General features: G+C 68.7%; 21 protein-coding genes and 3 pseudogenes. 13 read left to right on the plus strand and 11 right to left on the minus strand.

Annotated elements, in window-relative coordinates; all coding sequences use genetic code 11:
- Window positions 1-14: 14 nt before the first annotated feature.
- The 3 genes and pseudogenes from nadC to WDLP6_RS06180 all read left to right on the plus strand — a co-directional run bounded on the left by nadC (window position 15) and on the right by WDLP6_RS06180 (window position 3790).
- Window positions 15-890, plus strand: coding sequence for a carboxylating nicotinate-nucleotide diphosphorylase (nadC, locus tag WDLP6_RS06170; protein ID WP_162591629.1), 876 nt, complete (start codon window positions 15-17; stop codon window positions 888-890).
- Window positions 891-894: 4 nt separating this feature from the next.
- Window positions 895-2013 carry a quinolinate synthase NadA gene (nadA, locus tag WDLP6_RS06175; protein WP_162591630.1) on the plus strand — a complete coding sequence of 373 codons (1119 nt, stop codon included), beginning with the start codon at window positions 895-897 and terminating at the stop codon, window positions 2011-2013.
- Window positions 2013-3790: pseudogene (locus tag WDLP6_RS06180) on the plus strand (chorismate-binding protein). Before nadA ends, WDLP6_RS06180 begins: the two are co-directional and overlap by 1 nt.
- A gap of 24 nt (window positions 3791-3814) precedes the next feature.
- On the opposite strand, the gene panC reads toward WDLP6_RS06180, so the two are convergent.
- From panC to WDLP6_RS06210, 6 genes are all read right to left on the minus strand, one after another.
- Window positions 3815-4645 (minus strand): pantoate--beta-alanine ligase, encoded by an 831-nt coding sequence (panC, locus tag WDLP6_RS06185; protein ID WP_162591631.1) that lies wholly within the window; start codon window positions 4643-4645, stop codon window positions 3815-3817.
- Between the two features lie 38 nt (window positions 4646-4683).
- A complete protein-coding gene (gene panB / locus WDLP6_RS06190; protein ID WP_162591632.1) occupies window positions 4684-5568 on the minus strand; it encodes a 3-methyl-2-oxobutanoate hydroxymethyltransferase in 885 nt (294 codons plus the stop codon).
- A 68-nt stretch (window positions 5569-5636) separates the two neighbouring features.
- Window positions 5637-6038, minus strand: a complete 402-nt coding sequence (gene panD, locus WDLP6_RS06195) for an aspartate 1-decarboxylase (RefSeq protein WP_162566290.1) — start codon at window positions 6036-6038, stop codon at window positions 5637-5639.
- Between the two features lie 48 nt (window positions 6039-6086).
- Complete coding sequence (nadB, locus tag WDLP6_RS06200; RefSeq protein WP_162591633.1) at window positions 6087-7664, minus strand: L-aspartate oxidase; 1578 nt, start codon at window positions 7662-7664, stop codon at window positions 6087-6089.
- A gap of 37 nt (window positions 7665-7701) precedes the next feature.
- Window positions 7702-8499: a segregation and condensation protein A gene (locus WDLP6_RS06205; protein WP_162594974.1), complete on the minus strand. Its 798-nt coding sequence runs from the start codon at window positions 8497-8499 to the stop codon at window positions 7702-7704.
- Between the two features lie 126 nt (window positions 8500-8625).
- Window positions 8626-8832 carry a DUF3460 family protein gene (locus WDLP6_RS06210; protein ID WP_162591634.1) on the minus strand — a complete coding sequence of 69 codons (207 nt, stop codon included), beginning with the start codon at window positions 8830-8832 and terminating at the stop codon, window positions 8626-8628.
- A 156-nt stretch (window positions 8833-8988) separates the two neighbouring features.
- On the opposite strand from WDLP6_RS06210, the gene WDLP6_RS06215 reads away from it, so the two are divergent.
- The gene (locus WDLP6_RS06215) at window positions 8989-9465 is read left to right on the plus strand and encodes an outer membrane protein assembly factor BamE (RefSeq protein ID WP_174259922.1); all 477 of its coding nucleotides are present in this window, start codon (window positions 8989-8991) and stop codon (window positions 9463-9465) included.
- 27 nt (window positions 9466-9492) lie between these two features.
- Here the strand turns inward: WDLP6_RS06215 and WDLP6_RS06220 are convergent, their stop codons facing one another.
- Both WDLP6_RS06220 and metG read right to left on the minus strand, forming a co-directional pair.
- Window positions 9493-9705 (minus strand): hypothetical protein, encoded by a 213-nt coding sequence (locus WDLP6_RS06220; protein ID WP_162591635.1) that lies wholly within the window; start codon window positions 9703-9705, stop codon window positions 9493-9495.
- A 20-nt stretch (window positions 9706-9725) separates the two neighbouring features.
- A complete protein-coding gene (metG, locus tag WDLP6_RS06225; protein ID WP_162591636.1) occupies window positions 9726-11804 on the minus strand; it encodes a methionine--tRNA ligase in 2079 nt (692 codons plus the stop codon).
- Between the two features lie 128 nt (window positions 11805-11932).
- Here metG and WDLP6_RS06230 point away from each other — a divergent pair, with 128 nt between their 5' ends.
- Window positions 11933-12601: a YceH family protein gene (locus WDLP6_RS06230; RefSeq protein WP_162591637.1), complete on the plus strand. Its 669-nt coding sequence runs from the start codon at window positions 11933-11935 to the stop codon at window positions 12599-12601.
- 19 nt (window positions 12602-12620) lie between these two features.
- Window positions 12621-13079, plus strand: coding sequence for a GNAT family N-acetyltransferase (locus WDLP6_RS06235; protein WP_162591638.1), 459 nt, complete (start codon window positions 12621-12623; stop codon window positions 13077-13079).
- On the opposite strand, the gene WDLP6_RS06240 is transcribed toward WDLP6_RS06235, so the two are convergent.
- A complete protein-coding gene (locus WDLP6_RS06240; protein ID WP_174259849.1) occupies window positions 13063-14295 on the minus strand; it encodes a patatin-like phospholipase family protein in 1233 nt (410 codons plus the stop codon). The genes WDLP6_RS06235 and WDLP6_RS06240 overlap by 17 nt on opposite strands.
- Before the next feature lie 42 nt (window positions 14296-14337).
- Between WDLP6_RS06240 and apbC the strand changes: the two genes are divergently transcribed.
- From apbC to WDLP6_RS34995, 6 genes and pseudogenes are all read left to right on the plus strand, one after another.
- Window positions 14338-15429 (plus strand): iron-sulfur cluster carrier protein ApbC, encoded by a 1092-nt coding sequence (gene apbC / locus WDLP6_RS06245; RefSeq protein ID WP_162591639.1) that lies wholly within the window; start codon window positions 14338-14340, stop codon window positions 15427-15429.
- Between the two features lie 107 nt (window positions 15430-15536).
- Complete coding sequence (locus tag WDLP6_RS06250) at window positions 15537-17231, plus strand: OFA family MFS transporter (protein WP_162591640.1); 1695 nt, start codon at window positions 15537-15539, stop codon at window positions 17229-17231.
- A 124-nt stretch (window positions 17232-17355) separates the two neighbouring features.
- Entirely contained in the window at window positions 17356-19122 is a 1767-nt protein-coding gene (locus WDLP6_RS06255; RefSeq protein ID WP_162594977.1) for an NADH-ubiquinone oxidoreductase-F iron-sulfur binding region domain-containing protein, read from the plus strand.
- Complete coding sequence (gene fdhF, locus WDLP6_RS06260; RefSeq protein ID WP_162591641.1) at window positions 19119-22007, plus strand: formate dehydrogenase subunit alpha; 2889 nt, start codon at window positions 19119-19121, stop codon at window positions 22005-22007. The genes WDLP6_RS06255 and fdhF overlap by 4 nt, the downstream gene beginning before the upstream one ends.
- 178 nt (window positions 22008-22185) lie before the next feature.
- Window positions 22186-22488 (plus strand): annotated as a pseudogene (locus WDLP6_RS06265) (OmpW/AlkL family protein); the annotation flags it as partial.
- Between the two features lie 40 nt (window positions 22489-22528).
- Window positions 22529-22765, plus strand: a pseudogene (locus WDLP6_RS34995) (helix-turn-helix domain-containing protein); the annotation flags it as partial.
- Here WDLP6_RS34995 and WDLP6_RS06275 read toward each other — a convergent pair.
- On the minus strand, window positions 22704-23645 hold the full coding sequence (locus WDLP6_RS06275) for an alpha/beta fold hydrolase (protein WP_162591642.1): 942 nt from the start codon (window positions 23643-23645) through the stop codon (window positions 22704-22706). The pseudogene WDLP6_RS34995 and the gene WDLP6_RS06275 overlap by 62 nt on opposite strands.
- Before the next feature lie 163 nt (window positions 23646-23808).
- Window positions 23809-24300: a hypothetical protein gene (locus tag WDLP6_RS06280; RefSeq protein ID WP_162591643.1), complete on the minus strand. Its 492-nt coding sequence runs from the start codon at window positions 24298-24300 to the stop codon at window positions 23809-23811.
- Between the two features lie 184 nt (window positions 24301-24484).
- On the opposite strand from WDLP6_RS06280, the gene WDLP6_RS06285 reads away from it, so the two are divergent.
- On the plus strand, window positions 24485-25381 hold the full coding sequence (locus WDLP6_RS06285) for a formate dehydrogenase accessory sulfurtransferase FdhD (protein ID WP_162591644.1): 897 nt from the start codon (window positions 24485-24487) through the stop codon (window positions 25379-25381).
- Window positions 25382-25422 lie beyond the last annotated feature (41 nt).

Consider the following 25422-nt stretch of genomic DNA (forward strand, 5'->3'; position numbering starts at 1 on the left):
CGTTCAACGAACCCATGACAAGCTTCTTCGACTTTTCCGAGGCCAGCGTGCGCGAGCTCGCGCTGGACGATGCACGGCGTGCGCTGCACGAGGATGCCGGCGACGGCGACCTCACGGCCGGATTGGTGGCCGCCGGTTCCCGCGCCACGGCCCGCGTGCGGCTGCGCGAAGCGGCGGTGCTGTGCGGCGCGCCCTGGGTGGAGGCGGTCGTGCAGCAGCTCGATCCGCAAGCCCGCGTGACATGGCACTGCAAGGAGGGCGCGCACGGCGCGGCCGACCAGACCGTGCTCGAACTCTCGGGCGATGCACGGGCCTTGCTCACGGCCGAGCGCACGGCGCTCAATTTCCTGCAACTGCTCAGCGCCGTGGCGACGCGCACCGCGGCCTATGTCGCGGCGGTCGAAGGCACGCGCGCACGCATCGTCGACACCCGCAAGACGCTGCCGGGCCTGCGTCTGGCCCAGAAGTACGCCGTGCGCACGGGCGGCGGCACGAACCATCGCATCGGGCTGTACGACGCCGTCCTGATCAAGGAAAACCACATCGCGGCGGCCGGTGGCGTGGGCGCTGCGCTGCGCGCCGCCGCGCGCGTCGCGGCCGAAGCGAAGTTCATCGAGATCGAGGTCGAAACCCTGACCCAGCTCGACGAGGCGCTGGCCCATGGCGCGCGCATGGTCCTGCTGGACAACATGGACCTGGCGACCCTGCACGAAGCCGTGCGGCGCAACGAGGCGGCCGGCGCGGCGCGGGCGGTGCTCGAGATCTCCGGCGGCGTCACGCTCGACACCATCCGCGCGCTGGCGGAGACGGGCGTCGATCGCATCTCGGTCGGTGCGCTCACGAAAGACATCAAGGCGATAGACTTTTCGATGCGCTTTCAGGAGGCCTGACATCATGTCTTCCGCCCTCATCGACGTCGATTACGAACAGCCCGCCCCGCAGGCCGGCGCCGCCTGCGACACGCGCCGCGCCTGGGCGCGCGTGCCGGTCGAGCCGACGCCCGCCGAGCGCGCCGCCCTGAAGGACCGCATCCGCCGCCTGCTGCGCGAGCGTGACGCGGTGATGGTGTCGCACTACTACGTCCATCCCGACCTGCAGGACCTGGCCGAGGAGACCGGCGGCCTGGTCAGCGATTCGCTCGAGATGGCACGCTTCGGCCGCGACCACGCGGCGCGCACGCTGGTGGTTTCCGGCGTGCGCTTCATGGGCGAGACGGCGAAGATCCTGTCGCCCGGGAAACGCGTGCTGATGCCCGATCTCGATGCCACCTGCTCGCTCGATCTCGGATGTCCCGCCGATGCCTTCAGCGCCTTCTGCGACCAACATCCCGACCGCACCGTGGTCGTCTACGCCAACACCAGTGCCGCGGTCAAAGCGCGCGCCGACTGGCTGGTGACCTCGAGCTGCGCACTCGACGTGGTGCGCGCGCTGGCGGCGCAGGGCCGCAAGATCCTGTGGGCGCCCGACCGCCACCTGGGCGACTACATCCGGCGCGAGACCGGCGCCGACATGGTGAGCTGGGAAGGCGCCTGCATCGTCCACGACGAGTTCAAGGCGCTCGAACTCGAACTCTTGAAGCGCGACCATCCCGGCGCCAAGGTGCTGGTGCATCCCGAGGCGCCGGCCGACGTGATCGCGCTGGCCGATGCGGTGGGATCGACCTCGGGCATCCTGAACGCGGCGCAGCGCATGGACGCGGCCGAGTTCATCGTCGCGACCGACAGCGGCATGCTGCACAAGCTGCGCACGCTGAATCCGGGCAAGACCTTCATCGAGGCGCCCACGGCCGGCAACAGCGCCACCTGCAAGAGCTGTGCGCACTGTCCCTGGATGGCGATGAACGGCCTCGCGGACCTGGCCCGCGTGCTGGAAACCGGTGCCGGCGAAATCCATGTCGACCCGGCGCTGGGCCTGCGCGCGCGCGTGCCGATCGACCGCATGCTGGCCTTCACGGCCGCGCTCAAGAACGGCCTGCCGGCCGGCGGACTCGTTGCGGGCATCGGCGCGGCCTGATGCGTGCCGTCTCGGCGCTGATCGATTTTTCTTCTCCGGCCGAACCCGAAGCGCCTCGGCTGCGATGTGCGTTCGGCGAGCCGCGCGAGATCCTTGTGGCGCGCACGCCGGCCGAGGTGCGGCCGCTGCTCGACAGCGTGCATGCGCAGGCCTTGCAAGGGCGCTGGTGCGTGGGCTAATCTGCGCTACGAAGCGGCGCCGGCCTTCGATGCTGCCTTGGCGGTGCACGGCGGGACGGGCCGCTCGCCTGGTTCGGCATCCACGACCGCGCGCAGCCATGGCCTGAAGCCTGCGACAGCGAGGCGCAGGCGGACGCAGTGCAGCTGACGTGGAAGGAGGCGCTGCCGTGGTCCGCCTTCGACCGTGCGGTGGCCCGGATCCAGCGCGCCATCGCGGCCGGCGCGCTCTACCAGGTCAACCACACGGCGCTGCTGCAGGGCACGCTCTCGGGCCGCCCGATGCCGCGCCGCGCGTCCGGGCGAGGGCCTTGTTCGATGCCCTGCAGCGCGCCCAGCCGGGCGGCTATGCGGTGTTCATCGACAGCGGCGACGAACAGCTGCTGTCGGTCTCACCGGAGCTTTTCTTCGACTGGCGCGAGCGCCGGCTGCTGGCGCGCCCGATGAAAGGCACGGCGGCGCGCGGCGCCACGGCCGAGGCCGATGCAGCGGCGGCCGCCGGGTTGCGCGCGTCGGCCAAGGAGCGGGCCGAGAACGTGATGATCGTCGACTTGCTGCGCAATGACATGTCACGCATCGCCGAGCCCTTCTCGGTGCGTGTGCCGCGCCTGTTCCACACCGAGGCGCTGCCGAGCGTGTGGCAGATGACCTCCGACGTCGAGGCGCGCACCCGTGCGGGTTGCACGCTCGCTGATGTGTTCGCGGCGCTGTTCCCCTGCGGCTCGGTGACCGGCGCACCCAAGGTCGCTGCCATGCGCATGATCCGCGAGCTGGAACCCGAGCCCCGAGGCATCTATTGCGGCGCGGTGGGCGTGGTGCAGCCGGCGGCGCGGCCACCTTCAATGTGCCATCCGTACCGTGACGCTGAGCGCAGGCACCGCGCGTTGCGGGTCGGCAGTGCATCACGCGGATGCGCGGGCCGAAAGCGAATGGCAGGAGTGGCGTCACAAGCGCGCCTTCCTCGACCGCGCGAGCCTGCCTTTCGAGCTGCTCGAAACCCTGGCATTGGAAGACGGCCGTCTGCGCGACGCGCCGGCGCATCTGGCACGCATGGCCGAAGCCGCCGCGCATTTCGGCTACCCATGGATTCCGCCGCGGTGATGTGCCAACTCGAGCATCTTTCGCAAGCGCATCCCCGAGGCCGCTGGCGCGTGCGCCTGCTGCTCGACCGGCGGGGCCGCACGCAGGCGCAGGCTCATGCGCAGGAAGCCGCACCGGCGCAAGTGCGGCTGCAACTCGCGGACCGGCCCTTCGACGCGGCCGACAGCGAATTCGTGCGCTTCAAGACCACCCGCCGCGCGCACTACGACGCCTTCGCGCCGACGCGCGCGGGCATCTTCGACACCTTGCTGTGGAACCGCCGCGGCGAGATCACCGAATGCACGCGCGGCAACGTGGCCTTGCGGCTCGACGGCCGCTGGGTGACGCCGCCGCTCGCATGCGGCCTGCTGGGTGGCATCGCGCGCGCCCGCCATCTGCGCGAAGGCCGACTGGCCGAGGCCGTGGTGCGCGTGCACGATCTGCCGCGCGTGCAGGCGCTGGCGTTCGTCAACAGCCTGCGCGGCTGGATCGATGCCGTACTCGACGAGGCGGCGGCCTGAATCGGGCGCGTGCCCTCGGGTTGTTCAGCGATCGATTTCCAGGTTGTCGATCAGGCGCGTGGTGCCCAGCCGGGCCGCGCCGAGCGCAACCAGCGGCTCGGTCCCCTCGGGCGCCTGCAGATCGGTGCGGCGGCGCAGCACCAGGTAGTCCGGCTGCCAGCCGCGCTGTGTGAGCATCTGCATGGCGCGTGCCTCGATCGCCGCCAGGTCGCGATCGCCTTCCCGGATCGCCTCGGCCATCGATTGCAGCGCCTTCGACAGCTGCACCGCCTCGGCGCGTTCGGCCTCGCTCAGGTAGCCGTTGCGCGACGACAGGGCCAGCCCGTCCTCGGCGCGCCGCGTCTCGCCGCCCACGACGTCGATCGGCAGCGCGAACTGCCGCACCATGTGGCGGATCGTCATGAGCTGCTGGTAGTCCTTCTTGCCGAACACCGCCGTGCGCGGCTGCACGCAGGTGAACAGCTTCATCACCACGGTGCACACGCCGATGAAGAAGCCGGGCCGGAAGTGGCCTTCGAGGATGTCGGTCAGCGCGCTGTCCGGATGCACCTTGCAGGTCTGCGGCTCGGGGTACAGGGTTTTCTCATCGGGCGCGAACAGCACGTCGCAGCCCGCGGCTTCGAGCTTCTCGCAGTCGCTGGCCCAGGTGCGCGGGTAGGTGTCGAAATCCTCGTGCGGCAGGAACTGCAGCCGGTTGACGAAGATGCTCGCGACCGTCACGTCGCCCAGCGGGCGGGCCTGCTGCACCAGGCTCAGATGGCCGTCGTGCAGATTGCCCATGGTGGGAACGAAGGCCGGGCGGTGGAAGCGGCCCAGGTACTCGCGCAGTTCGGGCAGGGCGCGGAAGATGTGCATGGTCGTGTCGTGTCCGGATGGAAGGAAGGGGCGCAGGCCTACCAGGCATGCCGTTCGTCGTCGGGAAAGCTGCCGTCCTTGACGGCGCGCACATAGGCTTCGAGCGCCTGCGCGATGCCGGGCGCATCGGCCATGAAGTTGCGGACGAACTTCGGCATCCGGCCGAGGTTGATGCCCAGCATGTCGTGCAGCACCAGCACCTGGCCCGCCGTGCCGCGGCCGGCACCGATGCCGATGGTGGCGCAGCGCGGCAGTTCGCGCGTGAGTTCGGCGGCCAGCGTCGCGGGCACCATCTCCAGCACCAGCATCGCCGCGCCCGCGTCCTGCAGCGCGTGGGCCTGCTGCCTGAGCAGGGCCGCGGCCTCGCTGCCCTTGCCCTGCACGCGGTAGCCGCCCAGCGCATGCACGGTCTGCGGCGTCAGGCCGAGGTGCGCGCACACCGGGATGCCGCGCTCGACCAGGAAGCGCACGGTCTCGGCCGTCCAGCCGCCGCCTTCGAGCTTGACCATGTGCGCGCCCGCCTGCATCAGCAGCGCCGCGCTGCGCAGGGCCCGCTCGCGCGATTCCTGGTAGCTGCCGAAGGGCAGGTCGGCGATCAGCCACGCGGTGCCCTGTGCGCGATGCAGCCCGCGCGCCACGCTTTCGGTGTGGTAGCGCATGGTGTCGAGCGACACGCCCACGGTGCTGTGCAGACCCTGGCAGACCATGCCCAGCGAGTCGCCCACCAAGAGGCATTCGACCCCGGCCGCATCGGCCATGGCGGCGAAGGTGGCGTCGTAAGCGGTCAGCATGGCGATCTTCTCGCCGCGTGCATGCATGTCCGCCAGTCGCGGCAGACTCAGCGGCTTGCGCGAGGCAGGCGGCGAGGCGGGCGGCAGGGTGCCGTAAGGGGTGGCCGTGTCGGTACCGGGAACGGATGGCATGGTCGAGCTTTCTCCATGAAGCGGCCGCAGCCGTCGAGAAGGGGAAAAGAAGCGCTTGGCGCCCGGCGTCAGGCCGCGACGGCTTCGCCCGAGGCCGCCTGCACCGGGATGTGGGCGCGCTCTTCCTTGATGCGGTTGGCGCCGTCGACGAACACCAGCTTCGGCCGATGGCCGGCCACCTGGTCCTCGGGCACCAGCCCGAAGGCGGCGATGATGACCAGATCGCCGACCGAGGCCCTGCGCGCGGCCGAGCCGTTGAGCGAGATGATGCCGCTGCCGCGCTGGCCGCGGATCGCGTAGGTCACGAAGCGCTCGCCGTTGTTGATGTTCCAGATGTGGACCTGCTCGTTCTCGGCCAGGTTGGCGGCATCCAGCAGGTCTTCGTCGATGGCGCAGGAGCCCTCGTAGTGAAGTTCGCAATCGGTGACGGCGGCGCGATGGATCTTGGACTTGAGCAGGGTACGGAACATGGCCAGGGACTCTCTCTGCAAAAAGATGGATGGACGGGATGCTGGGCGTCAAGCCGCGGGCGGCACCAGGACGGTCGGCACGGCGGGCTCGGCGAGCGAAGGATAGTCGCGGCTGAAATGCAGGCCGCGGCTCTCGTGCCGCGCCTCGGCCGAACGCACGATCAGCCCGGCGACCTGCACCAGGTTGCGCAGTTCGAGCAGGTCGCGCGTGACGTGGAAGTTGGCATAGAACTCTTCGATCTCCGCGCTCAGCAGCGCGATGCGATGGGACGCGCGCGTCAGCCGCTTGTTGGTGCGCACGATGCCGACGTAGTCCCACATGAAGCGGCGCAGCTCGTCCCAGTTGTGCGAGATCACGACGGCCTCGTCGGCATCGGTGACGCGGCTGTCGTCCCAGGGCGGCAGTGAGGCGCCGATGCGCCCCGGCGCATCGGCGATCGCGCGGGCGGCGGCGCGCGCGAACACCATGCACTCGACCAGCGAATTGCTGGCCAGGCGGTTGGCGCCATGCAGGCCGGTGCATGCGGTCTCGCCGATCGCGTAGAGGCCCGGCACGTCGGTGCGGCCGTCGAGGTCGCAGAGCACGCCGCCGCAGGTGTAGTGCGCGGCGGGCACCACCGGGATGGGTTCGCGCGTGATGTCGATGCCGAGCTCGGCGCAGCGCGCCAGGATGTTGGGGAAGTGCGCCTGCAGGAAAGCCGGGCTCTGGTGCGAGATGTCCAGGTGCACGCAGTCCAGGCCGTGCTTCTTCATCTCGAAGTCGATCGCACGCGCCACCACGTCGCGCGGCGCGAGCTCGGCGCGCGCATCGTGCTCGGGCATGAAGCGGGTGCCGTCGGGCAGCAGCAGCCGCCCGCCTTCGCCACGCACCGCTTCCGAGATCAGGAAGGACTTGGCATGCGGGTGGTACAGGCAGGTCGGATGGAACTGGATGAACTCCATGTTCGACACGCGGCAACCCGCGCGCCAGGCCGCGGCGATGCCGTCGCCGGTCGCGGTGTCGGGATTGGTGGTGTAGAGGTAGACCTTGCCGGCGCCGCCCGTGGCCAGGATGGTGTGGGGCGCGCGGAAGGTGAGCACTTCGCCGGTCGTCGCGTCGAGCGCATACAGGCCCCGGCAGGCGGCGTCGGCCAGCCCGAGCCGGCGGCCGGTGATCAGGTCGACCAGCGTGTGCTCTTCGAACAGGTGGATGTTGGGCGTGCGGCGCACGGCGTCGATCAGCGTGCGCTGCACGGCAGCGCCGGTGGCATCGGTCACGTGCGCGATGCGGCGCTGGCTGTGGCCGCCCTCGCGCGTCAGGTGCAGTTCACCGTTCTCGAGCGAGAAAGCGACGCCGAGCGCGCGCAGCCAGCCAATCGCTTCGGGCGCGTGCTCGACCACGAAACGGGTGGCGGCCAGATCGCACAGGCCGGCGCCCGCGATCAGCGTGTCGTCGACATGGGATGCGAGGCTGTCGCCTTCGGCCAGTACGGCCGCGATGCCGCCTTGCGCCCATTGGCTGGCGCCGTCCTGCAGCGCGCGTTTGGTGAGCACCGCCACGCGGTGCGTCGGCGCCAGGTGCAGCGCGGCGCTCAGGCCGGCCAGACCGCTGCCGACGATGAGAACGTCGAAATCGTGCGAAGCCATTGAAGGTGAAGGGGAATCGAAGTCCGGTTGGACGGGTTCAGGCCGGCGAGTAGGCCAGGCGCACGTAGATCGGCGCGAAGGCCTCGGCCTGTGTGATGTCGATCAGCGTCTCCTTCGCGAGCTCGAGCATCGCGATGAAGGTGACGATCAGCACCGGCGTGCCGCGCGTGACGTCGAACAGCTTTTCGAACTCGACGAACTGCCGCCCCTGCAGGTGGCGCAGCACGATGCTCATGTGCTCGCGCACGCTGAGTTCCTCGCGCGAGATCTTGTGGTGCTGCACGAGCTTGGCGCGCTTGAGGATGTCGGCCCAGGCCTCGCGCAGGTCGACCACGTTGACGTCCGGAAAGCGCGGCTTGAGCGACTGCTCGATGTAGACCTGCGCCTTCCAGAAATCACGGCCGGCCTGCGGCGTGGCGCCGATCGAGGCCGCCTGCAGCTTGGTCTGCTCGTATTCGAGCAGGCGACGGACCAGCTCCGCGCGCGGATCCTCGGCCTCCTCGCCGTCGGCCGTCTTCTTGGGCGGCAGCAGCATGCGCGACTTGATCTCGATCAGCATTGCGGCCATCAGCAGGTATTCCGCGGCCAGTTCGAGGTTGGTCTGGCGGACCTGGTCAACATAGGTCAGGTACTGGCGCGTCAGCCCCGCCATCGGGATGTCGAGGATGTTGAAGTTCTGCTTCCTGATCAGGTAAAGCAGCAGGTCCAGCGGCCCTTCGAAGGCCTCGAGGAACACCTGCAGCGCCTCGGGCGGGATATAGAGGTCGTTGGGCAGCGCGAACAGGGGCTCGCCGTAGAGCCGCGCGAGCGCAACCTGATCGATCACCTCGGGCATCGCGCCGATGAAGGTGGCGCGATCGTCCTCGGCAAGGACGTCGTTCGCCGATCGCTCGTCGGCGCGTGCCGCGGCGGCGTCGCCCTTGCGGCGGCCGCTGGCGCTCGGGACGGCCCGGATGGCCACTTATTTCACGCGCGTCTGGTAGACGTAGGGCTGCTGCGGCACCTTGGCTTCGCTGTATTCGCAGAGCAGGCTGCGGTCGAGGTTCTTGTCCCACAGCAACGCGCGGCCGGCGCGCTGTTCGGCCTCCAGCGTCGGCTTCTTTTCCTTCATCTCCTCGATGAAGTTCGTGATCTCGGACGTGTAGTGGGGGCGGGCGAAGATGGACATGACGTGGAACCTTTGGCGCGGATTTTACCGGCGCCGGCGACCGCGCCCGCCGATTCGGTGGGATTGCGCATTGAAAGCGGTGCGTGCATGGGTTAGGGTGGCCTCATGCAATCTGTTCGCGAGCGACCGCCAAGCCGGATCCGCAATGTTTCTGGAATGGTGATGCCGGCGCTGTTCGCGGGCGTGTTGGGCTTGACGGCGTGCGATCCGCAGCGCATCAGTGAGCTCGAGGAAGGCGTGTCGACCGAGGCCGATGTGCGGGCGCGCTTCGGCGAGCCGGAGAACATCTGGGATGGGGCAGGCGGCCGGGTGTTCGAATACGACCGCCAGCCGCAGGGGCAGAAGAACTACATGATCACCATCGGGCCCGACGGCAAGATGGCTGCGTTGCGCCAGGTGCTGACGCCCGAGAACTTCGCCAGGGTGCAGCCAGGCATGACGGCGCAAGCGCTGCGGCGGCTGCTCGGCAAGCCGGCGCGGCGTACGCCCTATCCGCTGAAGAACGAGACCGAGTGGGAGTGGCGCTGGATGCAGCCGCCGAATTCGCCGATGGTGTTCACGGCCGTGCTGGGCGAGGACCAGCATGTGTTGCGATCCGGCTCGTCGCCCGACCGCGGCACCGAGGCGAACTAAGCCTGCTCTTGCGGCGGCATGAGCGTCCTAGCGCGACTCGCTGTCCGGCAACACCGCATCGGCCGTCGCGCCGACGGCCTTGCCCGCAATGCGTGCCGTGCCGATCGCCGCATCCGCCGCGAGGCCGACCGCGCCGGCGCCCACGCTCACCGCCGTGCTGGCGACGCTGACCACCGCACAGCCGCCGAGCGGCAGGCCGAGCACCATCGCCAGAATCGTGGACAAGACAAAGCGATGCATGCGTGGATCTCCTCTGCGCGTCAGCGCACGCGCATGCCCGGTGCGGCACCAGGCCAGGGTTCGAGCACGTGGATGCCCGGTTGCGCCTTCTCGTCCGCATGGCTGGCGGCGAGCACCATGCCTTCGGAAAGGCCGAACTTCATCTTGCGCGGCGCGAGGTTGGCGACCAGCACCGTGAGCTTGTCGACCAACTGCTCGGGCTGGTAGGCCGAGGCGATGCCGGAGAACACATTGCGGGTCCTGGCTTCGCCGGCATCGAGCGTGAGGCGCAGCAGCTTGGTCGATCCTTCGACCTTCTCGCAGGCCACGATCTTCGCGATGCGCAGGTCGATCTTCGCGAAGTCGTCGATGGTGATGGTGGGCGCGATCGCCTCGCCGCCGGGCAGTGCGGCTTCGGGGGCAGCTTCGGCGGCCGGCTCGGGCGCCTCGAACAGCGCATCGAGCTGCTTGGCATCGACGCGCTGCATCAGGTGCTTGTAGTCGCTGATCGCATGGCCGGCGCCGAGCAGCGTGCCGGCATCGGCGAACACCAGCGGCGCGCTGCCGAGAAAGGCCTCGACCTCGGCCGCCAGCGCCGGCAGCACCGGCTTGAGGTAGATCGTGAGCAGGCGGAAGGCCTCGATGCAGGTCGTGCACACATCGTGCAGGCGCGCTTCGCTGCCTTCCTTCTTGGCCAGTTCCCAGGGCTTGTTCTGGTCGACGTATTCGTTGACCTTGTCGGCCAGCAGCATGATCTCGCGCAGCGTGCGCGCGAAGTCGCGGCCGTCGTAGAGCGCCTGCAGATGTGCCGACGCGGCCTGCAGCGCGGCCAGCAGCTGCGATCCGTCGGCCGTCACGGTGCCCAGCTTGCCGCCGAAGCGCTTGGCGACGAAGCCGGCCGCGCGGCTGGCGATGTTGATGTACTTGCCGATCAGGTCGGCATTGACGCGCGCCATGAAGTCGTCGGGATTGAAGTCGACGTCCTCCACCTTGGCATTGAGCTTGGCCGCGATGTAGTAGCGCAGCCATTCGGGGTTCATGCCGATCGACAGGTACCTGAGCGGGTCGATGCCGGTGCCGCGGCTCTTGCTCATCTTCTCGCCCGACACCGTGATGAAGCCGTGCACGTTGACCTGGCTCGGCGTCTTGCGGCCGCTGAACTGCAGCATCGCCGGCCAGAACAGCGTGTGGAAGTAGACGATGTCCTTGCCGATGAAATGCACCTGCTCGACGGCCGGATCGGCGACGAACTCGTCGAAGCTCTGTGTGGTGCGCGAAGGCGCATGCCAGTGCTGCGCGGCCTGGCCTTTGTCGAAATGGTTCTTCAGGCTCGCGAGGTAGCCGACCGGCGCGTCCAGCCACACATAGAAGTACTTGCCCGGCGCATCGGGAATCTCGATGCCGAAGTAGGGCGCCTCGCGCGAGATGTCCCAGTCGGCCATGCCGGCCTCGAACCATTCGCTGGCCTTCTTCGCCATTTCCGGCTGCAGCTTGCCGTCCTGCGTCCAGGCCTTGAGGAAGTCGACCACCTTGGGGTCGGAGAGCTTGAAGAAGAAGTGTTCCGAGCTGCGCAGCTCGGGCGTCGCGCCGGTGAGCGTCGAGTAGGGATTGATCAGCTCGGTCGGCGTGTAGACGCTGCTGCACACCTCGCAGGCATCGCCGTACTGGTCCTTCGAATGGCACACCGGACACTCGCCCTTGATGTAGCGGTCGGGCAGGAACATGCCCTTCACGGGATCGTAGAACTGCTCGATGGTGCGCGTGGCGATCATGCCGCCCTGCTTGAGCTTGCGGTAGATGCCTTGCGCGAGCTCGGTGTTCTCGGCGCTGTCGGTCGAGTGCCAGTTGTCGAAGCGGATGTGGAAGCCGTCGAGGTACTGCTTGCGGCCCGCGGCGATCTCGCCGACGAAGGCCTGCGGCGTCTTGCCGGCCTTCTCGGCCGCGATCATGATCGGCGCGCCGTGCGCATCGTCGGCGCCCACGAAGTGCACCATGTGGCCCTGCATGCGCTGGTATCGCACCCAGATGTCGGCCTGGATGTACTCCATGATGTGGCCGACGTGGAACTTGCCATTGGCATACGGCAGGGCGGTGGTGACGAAGAGCTTGCGCTGGGACATCGAGAGGGGCGCTTTCTGGGGATGGACGGACCGGCAGGACCCCCACAGGCCGCCGCGGTCGCGGGACAGACATTTTAGGTGGCAGTGGCGCGAGCGTCCTTACACTGCGACGACAACCTCCTGCTGCCATGACCTCGACCCTGCCCGCCCTGTCTCTGATCGAAACCCGTGTGCTCGGCGTGCTGGCCGAAAAGCAGCGCACCGTGCCCGACAGCTATCCGCTGAGCCTGAACGCGCTGGTCGCCGGCTGCAACCAGAAGACCAGCCGCAATCCGCTGATGGAAGCCTCCGACGCCGATGTGCAAGCCGCGCTCGACAGCCTCAAGGGCTACAGCCTGGTCATGGAAGGCGGCGGCGGGCGCGTCTCGCGCTACGAGCACAACCTCGAGCGTCTGCTGCGCGTGCCCTCGCAATCCGCGATCCTGCTGACCGTGCTGATGCTGCGCGGGCCGCAGACCGCCGGCGAACTGCGGATCGCCTGCGAGCGCATGCACAACTTCGCCGACATCTCCGCGGTCGAAGGCTTTCTCGACGAGTTGGCCGCGCGGCCGGCCGGTGCGCTGGTGCGCAAGCTGTCGCGCCTGCCGGGTGCGCGCGAGAGCCGCTGGGCCCATCTGCTGAGCGGCGAACCACCCGAGGACGCGCCCGGCCTGCGCGCCGCGGGCCAGTCGGAGGTGTCGCTCGGCGAGGTGGCCGCGTTGAAGCTCAACGTCGCGCGGCTCGAGACCGAGGTCGCGGCGCTGCGGGCGCTGACCACGCGGATCTGCTCCGAACTCGGCATTGCCGCCGAACCCTGAAGCCCTCTCGAGGCGCCGCGTGATCACCGCGTACGACATCACCCTCGCCCGGCCGGCGCACGCGCTGGAGATCGCGCAGTTGTCCCGCGACGCCATCGAGTACGGCCTGCCCTGGCGCTGGACGCAGGGCCGCGTGATGAAGTCGATCCGGGACGCGGCGACCAACGTCGTGGTCGCGCGCCGCGATGGCGAGCTGCTCGGCTTTGCCATCATGAAATACGGCGAGGACGAGGCGCATGTCCTGCTGTTCGCAGTGCACGCCACGCAGCGCCGCAGCGGCCTGGGCTCCGCCTTGCTGGCCTGGCTCGAAGCGACGGCCGGGATCGCGGGCATCCGAGCGATCAGGCTCGAGGCGAGGGCGGGGAACGCGGGTGCGCGAGCCTTCTACCTTCGCCACGGCTTCGTCGAATCCGGGCTCAGTCCGGGCTACTACGAGGGCTCGGAGGATGGTGTGCGCATGGTCAAGCATCTGGCCTGACATCCCCCCACCCGAAGAACCGGCGCACCTCGTCTCGTTGCCGCAGCGTATCGGCGCGGCCCAACGCCATCAGTTCCTGCGTGAAGCTCGATTCGAACAGCAGGTAGCTCGCGAAGGCGGCGCCCTTCACGTTGGCCGCGCCGTTGCCGCCCAGGCCGCCGAACAGGCGCCGCACGGCACCGGGCAGGGCGTCGACGTGGCGGGCCGCGATCACGTCGATGCGTTCCGAGGGCGAGATCACCAGCAGCTCCAGCGGACGCAGCCCGCTCTCCAGCAAGGCTTCGGGCGGAATCAGGGCCAGCGTATGGTTGACGCGCCGCAGGCGTTCGACGTCGACCGCGAGCGAATCGAGAAAGATGCTCGACAGCGCATGGCCCGCGATCTGCGCGATCGAGGGGTAGCCGGTCAGCGCGTTCGGGGCCAGTGTCGCGGTCGGCTCGTTCATGCGGCCGGCGCCGACCGCGAGGATGCGATCGGCGCCCAGGTGGATGGCGGCGGCGATCGGTGCCGACTGCCGCATCGAGCCGTCGCCGAAGTATTCGGTGTGTCCCTGCATCGGCAGCGCCGTCGCCTGGAAAACGAAAGGAATCGCGGAGGAGGCCAGCAGATGGTCCTGCGTGATGCGGTCGTTCACCGCCAGCCGCTGCGAGCGCACCCAGGGCTTCATCGGCACCGCGGACTCGAAGAAGGTGACGTGCTCGCCCGAGCTGTAGCTCGACGCGGTCACCGCCAGCGCCTGCAGGTGGCCGGCGCGCATGAGGGCCGGCAGCCGTTCGAGCGGCACCATGCGCGCGAGCAGCTCGGCCAGCGGCGCGTTGTCGAGCAGCGAGCGCGGATGGATGCGCAGCCACTTGGCGATCAGCTGGCCGACGCCGAGCACCAGTCGCCAGCGCGCGGCGGCGTCGAGCATGGCGAGAGAATCCGCGCGGTAGACCTGTTCGGCGTGGAAGCCGTGCCAGACCTCGGCGATGCGCTGCACGGCGCCGTCGAAGTCGTCCGCGCCGCAGGCCAGCGCGGCCGCATTGATCGCGCCGGCCGAGGTGCCGGTGATGATGGGAAAGGGCGGCGGGCCGGCGCTCGCACCGGCCTCGCGGCGCAGGGCGGCAATGGCTTCGAGCACGCCGACCTGGTAGGCGGCGCGGGCACCGCCGCCGGTCAGCAGCAGGCCGGTGGTGGGCGGGGAAGAAGGCAATGGGGCGGTCGCGAGGGAGGACATGAAGGGCACACTAGACTACTCGCCATTCAGGAGTTTCATCAAATGGCAGCTACGCACGCTGAGCTCACGGACGCCCTCAAGACCGTGCTCGACCCCAACACCGGCAAGGATTTCATCAGCACACGGGCGCTGAAGAACCTGCAGATCCACGAAGGCGAGGTCTCGTTCGATGTCGAGCTGGGCTATCCCGCCCTGAGCCAGATCCCGGCCTTGCGCCGGGCCCTGGTCGCCGCCGCGAAGACGGTGCCGGGCGTCGAGAACGTCTCGGCCAACATCGCGACCAAGGTGCTGAGCCATGCGGTGCAGCGCGGCGTGCAGCTGATGCCCAACGTCAAGAACATCATCGCCGTCGCCTCCGGCAAGGGCGGCGTGGGCAAGAGCACCACCGCGGCCAACCTGGCGCTGGCGCTCGCGGCCGAGGGCGCCAGCGTCGGCCTGCTCGACGCGGACATCTATGGCCCGAGCCAGCCCATGATGCTGGGCATCCACCGCCGCCCCGAGAGCGGCGACGGCAAGACCATGGAGCCGCTGGAGAACCATGGCGTGCAGGTGATGTCGATCGGCTTCCTGGTCGATCCCGACGAGGCCATGATCTGGCGCGGCCCGATGGCCACCCAGGCGCTGGAGCAGCTGCTGCGCCAGACCAACTGGAAGGAACTCGACTATCTGATCGTCGACATGCCGCCCGGCACCGGCGACATCCAGCTCACGCTCTCGCAGCGCGTGCCGATGACGGGCGCGGTGATCGTCACCACGCCGCAGGACATCGCACTGCTCGACGCGCGCAAGGGCATCAAGATGTTCGAGAAGGTCGGCGTGCCGATCCTCGGCATCGTCGAGAACATGGCCGTGCACGTGTGCTCCAACTGCGGCCATGTCGAGCACATCTTCGGCGCCGACGGCGGCAAGAAGATGGCGGCGCAATACAACGTCGACTACCTCGGCGCGCTGCCGCTCGACATCCAGATCCGCCTGCAGGCCGACAGCGGCACGCCGACCGTGGCGGCCGACCCCGACGGCGAGGTGGCCGGCATCTACAAGGCCGTCGCGCGCCGCGTCGCGGTCGGGATCGCCGAGAAAGCGAAAGACTTCTCGGCCAAGTTTCCGACCATCACGGTCAGCAAGAACACCTGAGTCGGAACCGCTCGATCCACGTCCGGGTCGAACTTGACGGGGTCCGAACCGGCCACCACACTGCGCGAGCTTCGACAGGCAAACCCATCACGACAAGGAGAAGACAGATGGCAAGTTCGACCGCTGGCGTCCTCGACGGGGACCGCGACACCGATGGCGAGGGGAGGCAGTCTGGATTCCTCGACAAGGAACGCATCATCGCCGGCCCCGGCTTCAGCCGCTGGCTGGTGCCGCCCGCCGCGCTGGCGATTCATCTGTGCATCGGCATGGCGTACGGCTTCTCGGTCTTCTGGCTGCCGCTCTCCAAGGCGTTGTCGGTGGCCGGTACCGGCGCGCATGCCTGCGGCAAGGACGTGAGCTTCATCGCCGAACTGTTCGCCACGGGCTGCGACTGGCGCATCGCGACGCTGGGCTGGATGTACACGCTGTTCTTCGTCTTCCTCGGCTGTTCCGCCGCGCTGTGGGGCGGCTGGCTCGAACGTGCCGGCCCGCGCAAGGCCGGCGTGGTGTCGGCCGTGTGCTGGTGCGGCGGTATGCTGATCTCGGCGCTGGGCATCCATCTGCACCAGTTCTGGCTGATGATCCTCGGCTCGGGCGTGATCGGCGGCGTCGGCCTCGGCCTCGGCTACATCTCGCCGGTGAGCACGCTGATCAAATGGTTTCCCGACCGCCGCGGCATGGCGACCGGCATGGCCATCATGGGCTTCGGCGGCGGCGCGATGATCGGCTCGCCGCTGGCGGTCGAACTGATGAAGCGCTTCGCCGGTCCCGCCGACGTCGGCGTGATGGGCACCTTCGTGGTGATGGCGCTGATCTATTTCGTCTTCATGATGGGCGGTGCGCTCGGCTACCGCGTGCCGCCGACCGGCTGGAAGCCGGCAGGCTGGACGCCGCCGGTGGCCCGTGCCGCCAACGCGATGATCACGCAGCGCCACGTGCATGTGAACAAGGTCTGGGGCATTCCGCAGTTCTGGCTGGTCTGGCTGGTGCTGACCATGAACGTGAGCGCGGCGATCGGCGTGATCGGCATGGCCTCGCCGATGCTGCAGGAAGTCTTCGGCGGCGCGCTGATCGATGTGCCGAAGAAGTTCGGCGAACTCGACAAGACGCAGCTGGCAGCCATCGCCGGCGTGGCCGGGGGTTTTGCCGCGCTGCTCTCGCTGTTCAACATCGGTGGCCGCTTCTTCTGGGCCAGCCTGTCGGACAAGCTGGGCCGCAAGCTGACCTACACGGTGTTCTTCATCCTCGGCGGCCTGCTGTATTTCAGCATCCCGTCCTCGGCTGCCGCGGGCAGCAAGCTGCTCTTCGTGGGCGCGTTCTGCATCATCCTGTCGATGTACGGCGGCGGCTTCTCGACCGTGCCGGCCTATCTGGCCGACCTGTTCGGCACACAGTTCGTCGGTGCGATCCACGGCCGCCTGCTCACGGCCTGGGCCACGGCCGGCATCCTCGGCCCGGTGATCGTCAACTACATGCGCGAGTACCAGCTGGGACTCGGCATTCCGCGCGAACAGGTCTACAACCAGACCATGTACATCCTGGTCGGCATGCTGGTGATCGGCCTCATCGCCAACCTGATGGTGAGGCCGGTCGCGAACAAGTACTTCATGACGCCCGAGGAACTCGCGATCGAGCAGAAGCTCGCCCATGAGAAGGCCGTCGCCGCCGAGGTCGGCGCGGGCTCGGGCCGCCCGGAGACGACCAGCCCGGCGATGGTCTGGCTGGCCTGGGCCGCGGTCGGCATTCCGCTCGCGTGGGGCGTCTACGAGACGCTGGTGAGCGCGGCGAAGTTCTTCAACTGATCAACCGGAGACGGGCGCTGCGGCCCCAGCGGCGCCTCATTCGGAAAGCAAGGCCAAGGCAGTGAACAGCGACCCAGGCATTCTCGACAAGGACCGTTCGATCCCGCTCGCGACCGCGGACGAAATGCGCGATCGGATTCGTCGCAAGAGCAAGCTCAAAGGGCGCCAGCCGGAGGAAAGCGCGCTCGCCGAAGTGCAGGCGCTCATCGGGCCGCGGCCCGCGGACGGGCATCCGCGCGACCTGCTCATCGAGCACCTGCACCGCATCAACGACGCGCATGGCTGCCTGCACGACCGCCATCTGGTCGCGCTGGCGCGCGAGATGAACATCCCGATGGCGGAGGTCTACGAGGTCGCGACCTTCTATCACCACTTCGAGGTGGTGCGCGGCGACGCGCGGGCACCGGGGCTCACCGTGCGCGTGTGCGACAGCCTGGCCTGCGAACTTGCAGGCGCGGCGGACCTGATGGCGCGGCTGCCCGCGCTGCTGGGTGCGGCGGGTCGCGACGATGTGCGCGTGATCGCCGCGCCCTGCATCGGCCGCTGCGAGCAGGCGCCGGCCGTGGCCGTGCATCAGCGCGCCGTGCCGCTGGCGACGGCGGACAAGGTCTTGCAGATGCTCGATGCGTCGACGGCGCCGGATCCGGCCGACGCGGACCGCGCGAAGGCCTGCTTCGCGCCGGCGGATCTGGCCGAGAAAAGCATCTCACCCTTGCCCGATGCGATCGAGGCGCAGCCCGCCTTCACCGGCTACGCGAGCTACCGCGCGAACGGCGGCTACGCGCTCGCGGCCGCGCTGGCCAGCGGCGGGAAGGACGCCGAAGCCGTGATCAAGGCGATGGAGGATTCGGGCCTGCGCGGCCTCGGCGGCGCGGGCTTCCCGGCCGGACGCAAGTGGCGCATCGTGCGCGACCAGCCGGCGCCGAAACTGATGGCGGTCAACATCGACGAGGGCGAGCCCGGCACCTTCAAGGACCGCACCTACCTCGAACGCGATCCGCACCGTTTTCTCGAAGGGTTGATCGTGGCCGCGCAGGTGGTCGGCATCGAGGGCTGCTACATCTACCTGCGCGACGAATACCACGACTGCCGCGCGCTGCTGCAAGCCGAGATCGCGAAGCTTCAAGCCGATCCCCCCTGCGCGCTGCCGACGATCGTGTTGCGTCGCGGTGCCGGCGCCTACATCTGCGGCGAAGAGTCCGCGATGATCGAAAGCATCGAGGGCAAGCGCGGCGAACCGCGCATGCGACCGCCCTACATCGCGCAGGTCGGGCTGTTCGGCCGCCCGACGCTGGAGCACAACTTCGAAACGCTCTACTGGGTGCGCGACATCGTCGAAAGAGGCCCGCAATGGTTCAGCGGCTTCGGCCGCCACGGGCGCCGTGGGCTGCGCAGCTTCAGCGTGAGCGGCCGCGTGCGGCATCCCGGCGTCAAGCTCGCGCCGGCGGGCATCACCGTGCAGGAACTCATCGACGAATACTGCGGCGGCATGCTGGAGGGCCACATGCTGCATGCCTACCTGCCGGGCGGCGCGTCGGGCGGCATCCTGCCGGCGCGCATGAACGACATCCCGCTCGATTTCGACACGCTGCAGCCGCACGGCTGCTTCATCGGCTCGGCGGCCGTGATGGTGCTCAGCCAGCACGATCGCGCGCGCGACGCGGCGCTCAACGTGATGCGCTTCTTCGAACATGAAAGCTGCGGCCAGTGCACACCCTGCCGGGTCGGCACCGCCAAGGCCGCGGCGCTGATGCAGGCGGCGGTGTGGGACAACGAAACGCTCGAAGACCTGGCGCAGGTCATGGCCGATGCATCGATCTGCGGCCTCGGCCAGGCGGCTCCGAATCCGATCCGCAGCATCCGTACCTACTTTCCGCAGGAGATTGCATGAACGCGCCTGCCATGCTCGCCGAACTGCTGCCGCAGACGGTCGACTTCGTGCTCGACGGCCGCGCGGTGCAGGCCTTCGAAGGCGAGACGATCCTGAAGGCGGCGCAACGCCACGGCGTCGACATTCCGCACCTGTGCCACAAGGACGGCCTGCGGCCCGACGGCAATTGCCGCGCCTGCGTGGTCGAGCTGAAGGGCGAGCGCACGCTGGCGCCGAGTTGCTGCCGCAGCGTGACGGTGGGCATGGAGGTGCAGGCCGCGAGCGAGCGTGCGCGCAAGAGCCAGCAGATGGTGGTGGAAATGCTGCTGTCGGACATGCCGGAGGCGGGCTACAAGTGGAACGACCAGGACGGGTATGGAGGCGCGCCCGTCGGCCAGCACGGCGAGCTCAGTCAGTGGGCCGAACGCCTCGGGATCCAGGTGCGCCCGCAACTCAAGGCCCTGCGCCGCGAGCAGCCGGCCCCCGACCTTTCCCACCCCGCGATGGCCGTCAACCTCGACGCCTGCATCCAGTGCAACCGCTGCGTGCGCGCCTGCCGCGAGGAGCAGGTCAATGACGTCATCGGCTATGCGATGCGCGGCGAGCATTCGAAGATCGTGTTCGACCTCGACGATCCGATGGGCGACAGCAGCTGCGTGGCCTGCGGCGAATGCGTGCAGGCCTGCCCGACCGGCGCGCTGATGCCCAAGAGCCATATCGGTTCGCAGCAGGTGGATCGCAAGGTCGATTCGGTCTGTCCCTTCTGCGGCGTGGGCTGCCTGATCACCTACAACGTCAAGGACGAGAAGATCGTCAGCGTCGACGGCCGCGACGGCCCGGCGAATCACAGCCGGCTCTGCGTCAAGGGCCGCTTCGGCTTCGACTATGCGCACCATGCGCAGCGCCTGACGCAGCCGCTGATCCGCAGGCCCGGCATGCCGAAGGACATCGGCGATGCGCCGCGGCCCGGCGATTGGCGCAGCACCTTCCGCGAAGCCAGCTGGGAAGAGGCTCTGGCCTTCACGTCGGGCACGTTGAAGGGCCTGCGCGACACGCACGGCCCCAAGACGCTGGCCGGCTTCGGCTCGGCCAAGGGCAGCAACGAAGAGGCCTATCTGTTCCAGAAGCTCGTGCGCACCGGCTTCGGCAGCAACAACGTCGACCATTGCACCCGCCTGTGCCATGCCTCCAGCGTCGCGGCGCTGCTCGAGGGCGTGGGCTCCGGCGCGGTGAGCAATCAGGTCAACGATGTCGAGCATGCGGGGCTGATCCTCATCATCGGCTCCAACCCCACCGCCAACCATCCGGTGGCCGCGACCTGGATGAAGAACGCGGCGCAGCGCGGCGCGAAGATCGTGCTCGCCGATCCGCGCATCACCGACATCGGCCGCCATGCGTGGCGCACACTGCAGTTCAAGGCCGACACCGACGTTGCGATGCTCAATGCGCTGATCCATGCGGTGATCGACGAAGGCCTGGTCGACGAGGAGTTCGTGCGCAAGCGGGCCAGCAACTACGCCGCGCTGTGCGAGAACGTGAAGGGCTACAGCCCCGAAGCGATGGCGCCCATCTGCGGCGTGCCGGCCGCCACGCTGCGCGAGGTGGCGCGCGCCTTCGCCACCGCCAAGGGCGCGATGGTGCTGTGGGGCATGGGCATCAGCCAGCACGTGCACGGCACCGACAACGCGCGCTGCCTGATCGCGCTGGCCACCGTCACCGGCCAGATCGGCAAGCCCGGCTCGGGGCTGCATCCGCTGCGCGGCCAGAACAACGTGCAGGGCGCCAGCGACGCGGGCCTGATCCCGATGATGTTTCCCAACTACCAGCGCGTCGACGACGCCGGCGCGCATGCGTGGTTCGAGAACTTCTGGGGCATGCCGCTCGACGCGGCGCCCGGCTACACGGTGGTGGAGATCATGCACAAGGCGCTCGCGCCCGACGACGATCCGCACAAGATCCGCGGCATGTACATCATGGGCGAGAACCCGGCCATGAGCGACCCCGACCTCAACCACGCGCGCCACGCGCTGGCGAGCCTGGAGCATTTGGTCGTGCAGGACATCTTCATGACCGAGACCGCGTGGCTGGCCGACGTGGTGCTGCCGGCCAGCGCCTGGCCCGAGAAGACCGGCACGGTGAGCAACACCGACCGCATGGTGCAGCTGGGCAAGCGGGCGCTCGATCCGCCGGGCGATGCCAGGCCCGATCTCTGGATCATCCAGCAGATCGCGCAGCGCATGGGCCTGGCCTGGGACTACCCCGGCGAAGAGGAAGGCGTGGCCGCGGTCTACGAGGAAATGCGCCAGGCGATGCACACCGCCATCGGCGGCATCACCTGGGAGCGGCTGCAGCGCGAATCGAGCGTGACCTATCCCTGCCTGAGCGCTGACGACCCTGGCCAGCCCACCGTGTTCATCGACGATTTCCCGACGCCGGACGGCCGCGTGACGCTGGTGCCTGCGGACATCATCCCGGCCGACGAGCGGCCCGATGCCGACTACCCGTTCGTGCTGATCACCGGCCGCCAGCTCGAGCACTGGCACACCGGCAGCATGACGCGCCGCGCCACGGTGCTCGATGCGCTGGAGCCGATGGCCACCGCATCGATGAACCAGCGCGACCTGGAGGCGCTCGGCCTGCAGGCGGGGGAGGTCGTCACGATCCGCTCGCGCCGCGGCGAGGTGGCGATCCATGTGCGCCGCGACGACGGCATGCCGGACGGCGCGGTGTTCGTGCCCTTCGCCTACTACGAGGCGGCGGCCAACCTGATGACCAATGCGGCGCTCGATCCGTTCGGCAAGATCCCGGAGTTCAAGTATTGCGCCGTGCGCGTGCTGCGCGGCGGCACGCCGATGGCGATGGCCGGGTATGGCACGGGCGCGACAGGACATGCCGCCGCCATGTGAACCAATCGTGCTGCTTGCACGTCCAAGCGCTTCCAGCAAACAGACCCGGAGCATCCTCATGAGAAGTTTCAAGAGACAAGCGTTCGTGCTGGCGGCCGTCGCTGCGTGCGGTTCGGGCAGCGCGATGGCGCAGCAGGCCGGTGACCGGTAGGTCGGCGCCGGCTGGTTCCATCTCTCGCCGCAGGATTCGAGCGAGCCGCTCACGCTGACCTCGCCGGTGCCGAGCGTGCTGGCGGGCTCCGGCGCCAGCATTGGCAATTCCGACACCCTCGGCCTCGACGCCACCTACTTCCTCGACAGCCACTGGGCCATCGAGGGCGTGTTCGGCATCCCGCCGAAGTTCAAGATCCATGGTACCGGCACGCTGGCGCAGGTCGGCGAACTCGGCGAGGCGCGGCAGTGGAACCCGACACTGCTCGGCAAGTACTACTTCAGGGAAGGCACGGAAAAGCTGCGTCCCTTTGTCGGACTCGGCGCCGCCTATGTCTGGTACAGCGGCGTGAATCTCGGCCGCGCCGCCGGCGCGCCGCTTCACGGCCGAGACCGGCTTCAGCTTCACCGAATGGCGCCAGCGCGCGCGGCTGATGCGGGCGCTCGAACAATTGGCCGCGGGCGAGCCCGTGACGCGCATCGCGCTCGACCTCGGTTACGAGAACGTCAGCGCCTTCATCGCGATGTTCCGCCGCACCTTCGGCGTCACGCCGGCGCGCATCCGTTGCGTGACAGCCCTGGCGCCCTTCGAGCGAGAAAGGGAGTGACCTTCGCGAGCAGCGCGTCGGGCGCTTCCTCGGCGATGTAGTGGCCGCAGGGCAGGGCCTCGCCTTCGACGTCGCGCGCCACGCGGCGCCATTCGTCCAGCGGTTGGAAGCAGCGATGGACCACGCCTTCGCGCCCCCACAGCACCAGCAGCGGTGGCTGCAGCTGGCGGCCGGCATCGCGGTCGGCGCGGTCATGTCCGAGGTCGACGCCTGCCGCGGCGCGATAGTCCTCGCACAGGCCGTGCGCGGCGCCGGGCAGCGCGATGCAGCGCTGGTATTCGGCCAGGGCGCGCGGATCGAAGGGCGCGAGACCGGCGCTGCGCCGGCCCATCACGTCGCGGATGTAGGCCGCGGGGTCGGCCTCGATCAGCCGCTCGGGCAGTGGCGCGGGCTGGATCAGGAAGAACCAGTGCCAGTAGGCACGCGCGAACGCCTCGGTCGTCTGCTCGTACATCGCGAGCGTCGGCGCGATGTCGAGCAGCACCAGGCGCGCGACGGCGTCGGGATGGTCCATGGCCAGGCGATGCGCCACGCGCGCGCCGCGGTCGTGCGCCAGCAGGTCGAAGCGGTCGAAGCCGAGACGCTGCATCAACGTCACCTGGTCCTGCGCCATCACGCGCTTGGCGTAGTTGCCGTGGTCGGGTGCACCGGCCGGCTTGGACGAATCGCCATAGCCGCGCAGATCGGCGGCCACCACCGTGTGATGCAGCGCGAGCACCGGTGCGACGCGGTGCCAGATCGCGCGTGTCTGCGGATGACCGTGCAGCAACAGCAAGGGCGGCCCCGAGCCGCCGACCACTGCGGCAATGCGGATGCCATCGTCGACCTCGACACTTCGATGCTCGAAGCCGGGGTACAGCGCAAGGGTCGATGTCGTCATGCTCGAAGTCTCCTCGCCCGCACATCCGCAGCGTGCCGGTCCAGGAATCCCAAGTGTGGTTCGAAGCGCGGCGAGAGGTCGGAGCGGGCCTCTCGCGATGGTAAGCGGGGCAGCGCAGTCGCGCCGCCGTCAGGGCCGATCGCCTGCGTGATGCGGCTGCGCGTCAGGCCGGCTGGGCCTGCGACGCGGCAGCACGCTGCGCGCGGCGTTCGCCGATCATGCGGGCTGCCAGTTGGGCCGCCATTTCGAGCTTCTTCAGGTCGCGCAGTTCGAGCGCGGTGTCGGGATTGAAGCTGAAGGAGTAGAGCGTTCCGTACAACAGGCCGTCGCTCAGCACCATCGGCGCGCTGACATAACAGCCGGACGGAACCTTGGCCTGCAGGACCTGCTTGCAGAAGGCCAGTTCGAGGGGTTCGGCCTGCTCGTCGATGAACTGGGCGCGTTCGCTCGGCTCGAGACGGCGCGAGACGCGCTTGCCATCGATGACTTCGGCCGCGAAGCCGGCTTCCATCCCGTGCTGCTCGCGCAAGAGCCTGAGAACCTGGTGGACGGCCTGATCGACCGCCGGGTCGCTCGCGTCGGCCGTGGCAATGAGGAGCTCGGACACCCTGACTTCGAGGTCGGCGGCACAGTAGTCGGGTTCGAAAAAGCTCATTGTGGACTCCGGTTGCGATGTATGTATTGGAAAGTATTACAGGTCACTTTTTAAAAAATGAGAACTATGGTTTCCTAAATCTTGAGATATATGTCACAAAAGTACTACATGAGTACCTATAGGTTACATGATTTCTGAAATCTCCCCGGCTGGCTGCCCCGGCGCCATCGGCTATCGTCCCCCCATGGCCTCGCCCGACATCGCACCCGCAGGCGGCCGCGCGAGCGACCGGACGGCGCTGCCGCGCCTCACGCAGGCGACGGCGGTGCTCACGCAAGAGGTCGAGGTCGTCGACGAGCACGGGGAACGCGGCCGGGTCTCGATCCCGGCCGAGCGTGACCTGACGATCTATGTCGACCGTCGCGAACTGGTCACGCTGATGACGCTCGGCGCCCGGCCCGAGCTGCTGGTGCTGGGCTACCTGCTGAACCAGCGGCTGATCGAATCGGCCGCCGACGTCGAGTCGGTCACCGTCGACTGGGAGGTCGGCGCCGCGGCGGTGAAGACCCACGCCGGCATCGACCGCATCGAGGAACGGACGGCGCAGAAGGTGGTCACCACCGGCTGCGGGCAGGGCAGCGTGTTCGGTGCGCTGATGACCGGCATCGACCGTCTTCATCTGCCCGGCACGCGCATGACCCAGGCGCAGCTCTACGCGCTGGTCAACGCCATCCGCATTCAGGAGAGCACCTACAAGTCGGCCGGTTCGGTGCACGGCTGCGCGCTGTTCACGCTCGGCGCGGGCGACGACGATGTGAGCCTGCAGACCTTCGTCGAGGACGTGGGCCGTCACAACGCGATCGACACCATCGCGGGCTGGATCGCGATGCAGCCGGCCCAGCGGCTGGCCGGCGGCCGCGTGTTCTACACCACGGGCCGGCTGACCAGCGAGATGGTGATCAAGTCGGCCCAGATGGGCGTGGCCATCGTGGTGTCGCGCAGCGGCATCACGCAGATGGGCCACGAGATCGCCCAGCGGGTCGGCCTGTGCGCGATCGGACGCGCGACGAACCGCCGCTTCGTCTGCTACGCAGGTGTCGACCGGCTGGTGCTGCAGCCCGAGCTCGCCGGGACCCGGTAAATCCTTCGGCTTGGCTGGCGGTGGCCGCTCGGCTATCGTCG

This window comes from Variovorax sp. PBL-E5 (genome assembly GCF_901827185.1).
Classification (GTDB): Bacteria; Pseudomonadota; Gammaproteobacteria; order Burkholderiales; family Burkholderiaceae_C; genus Variovorax.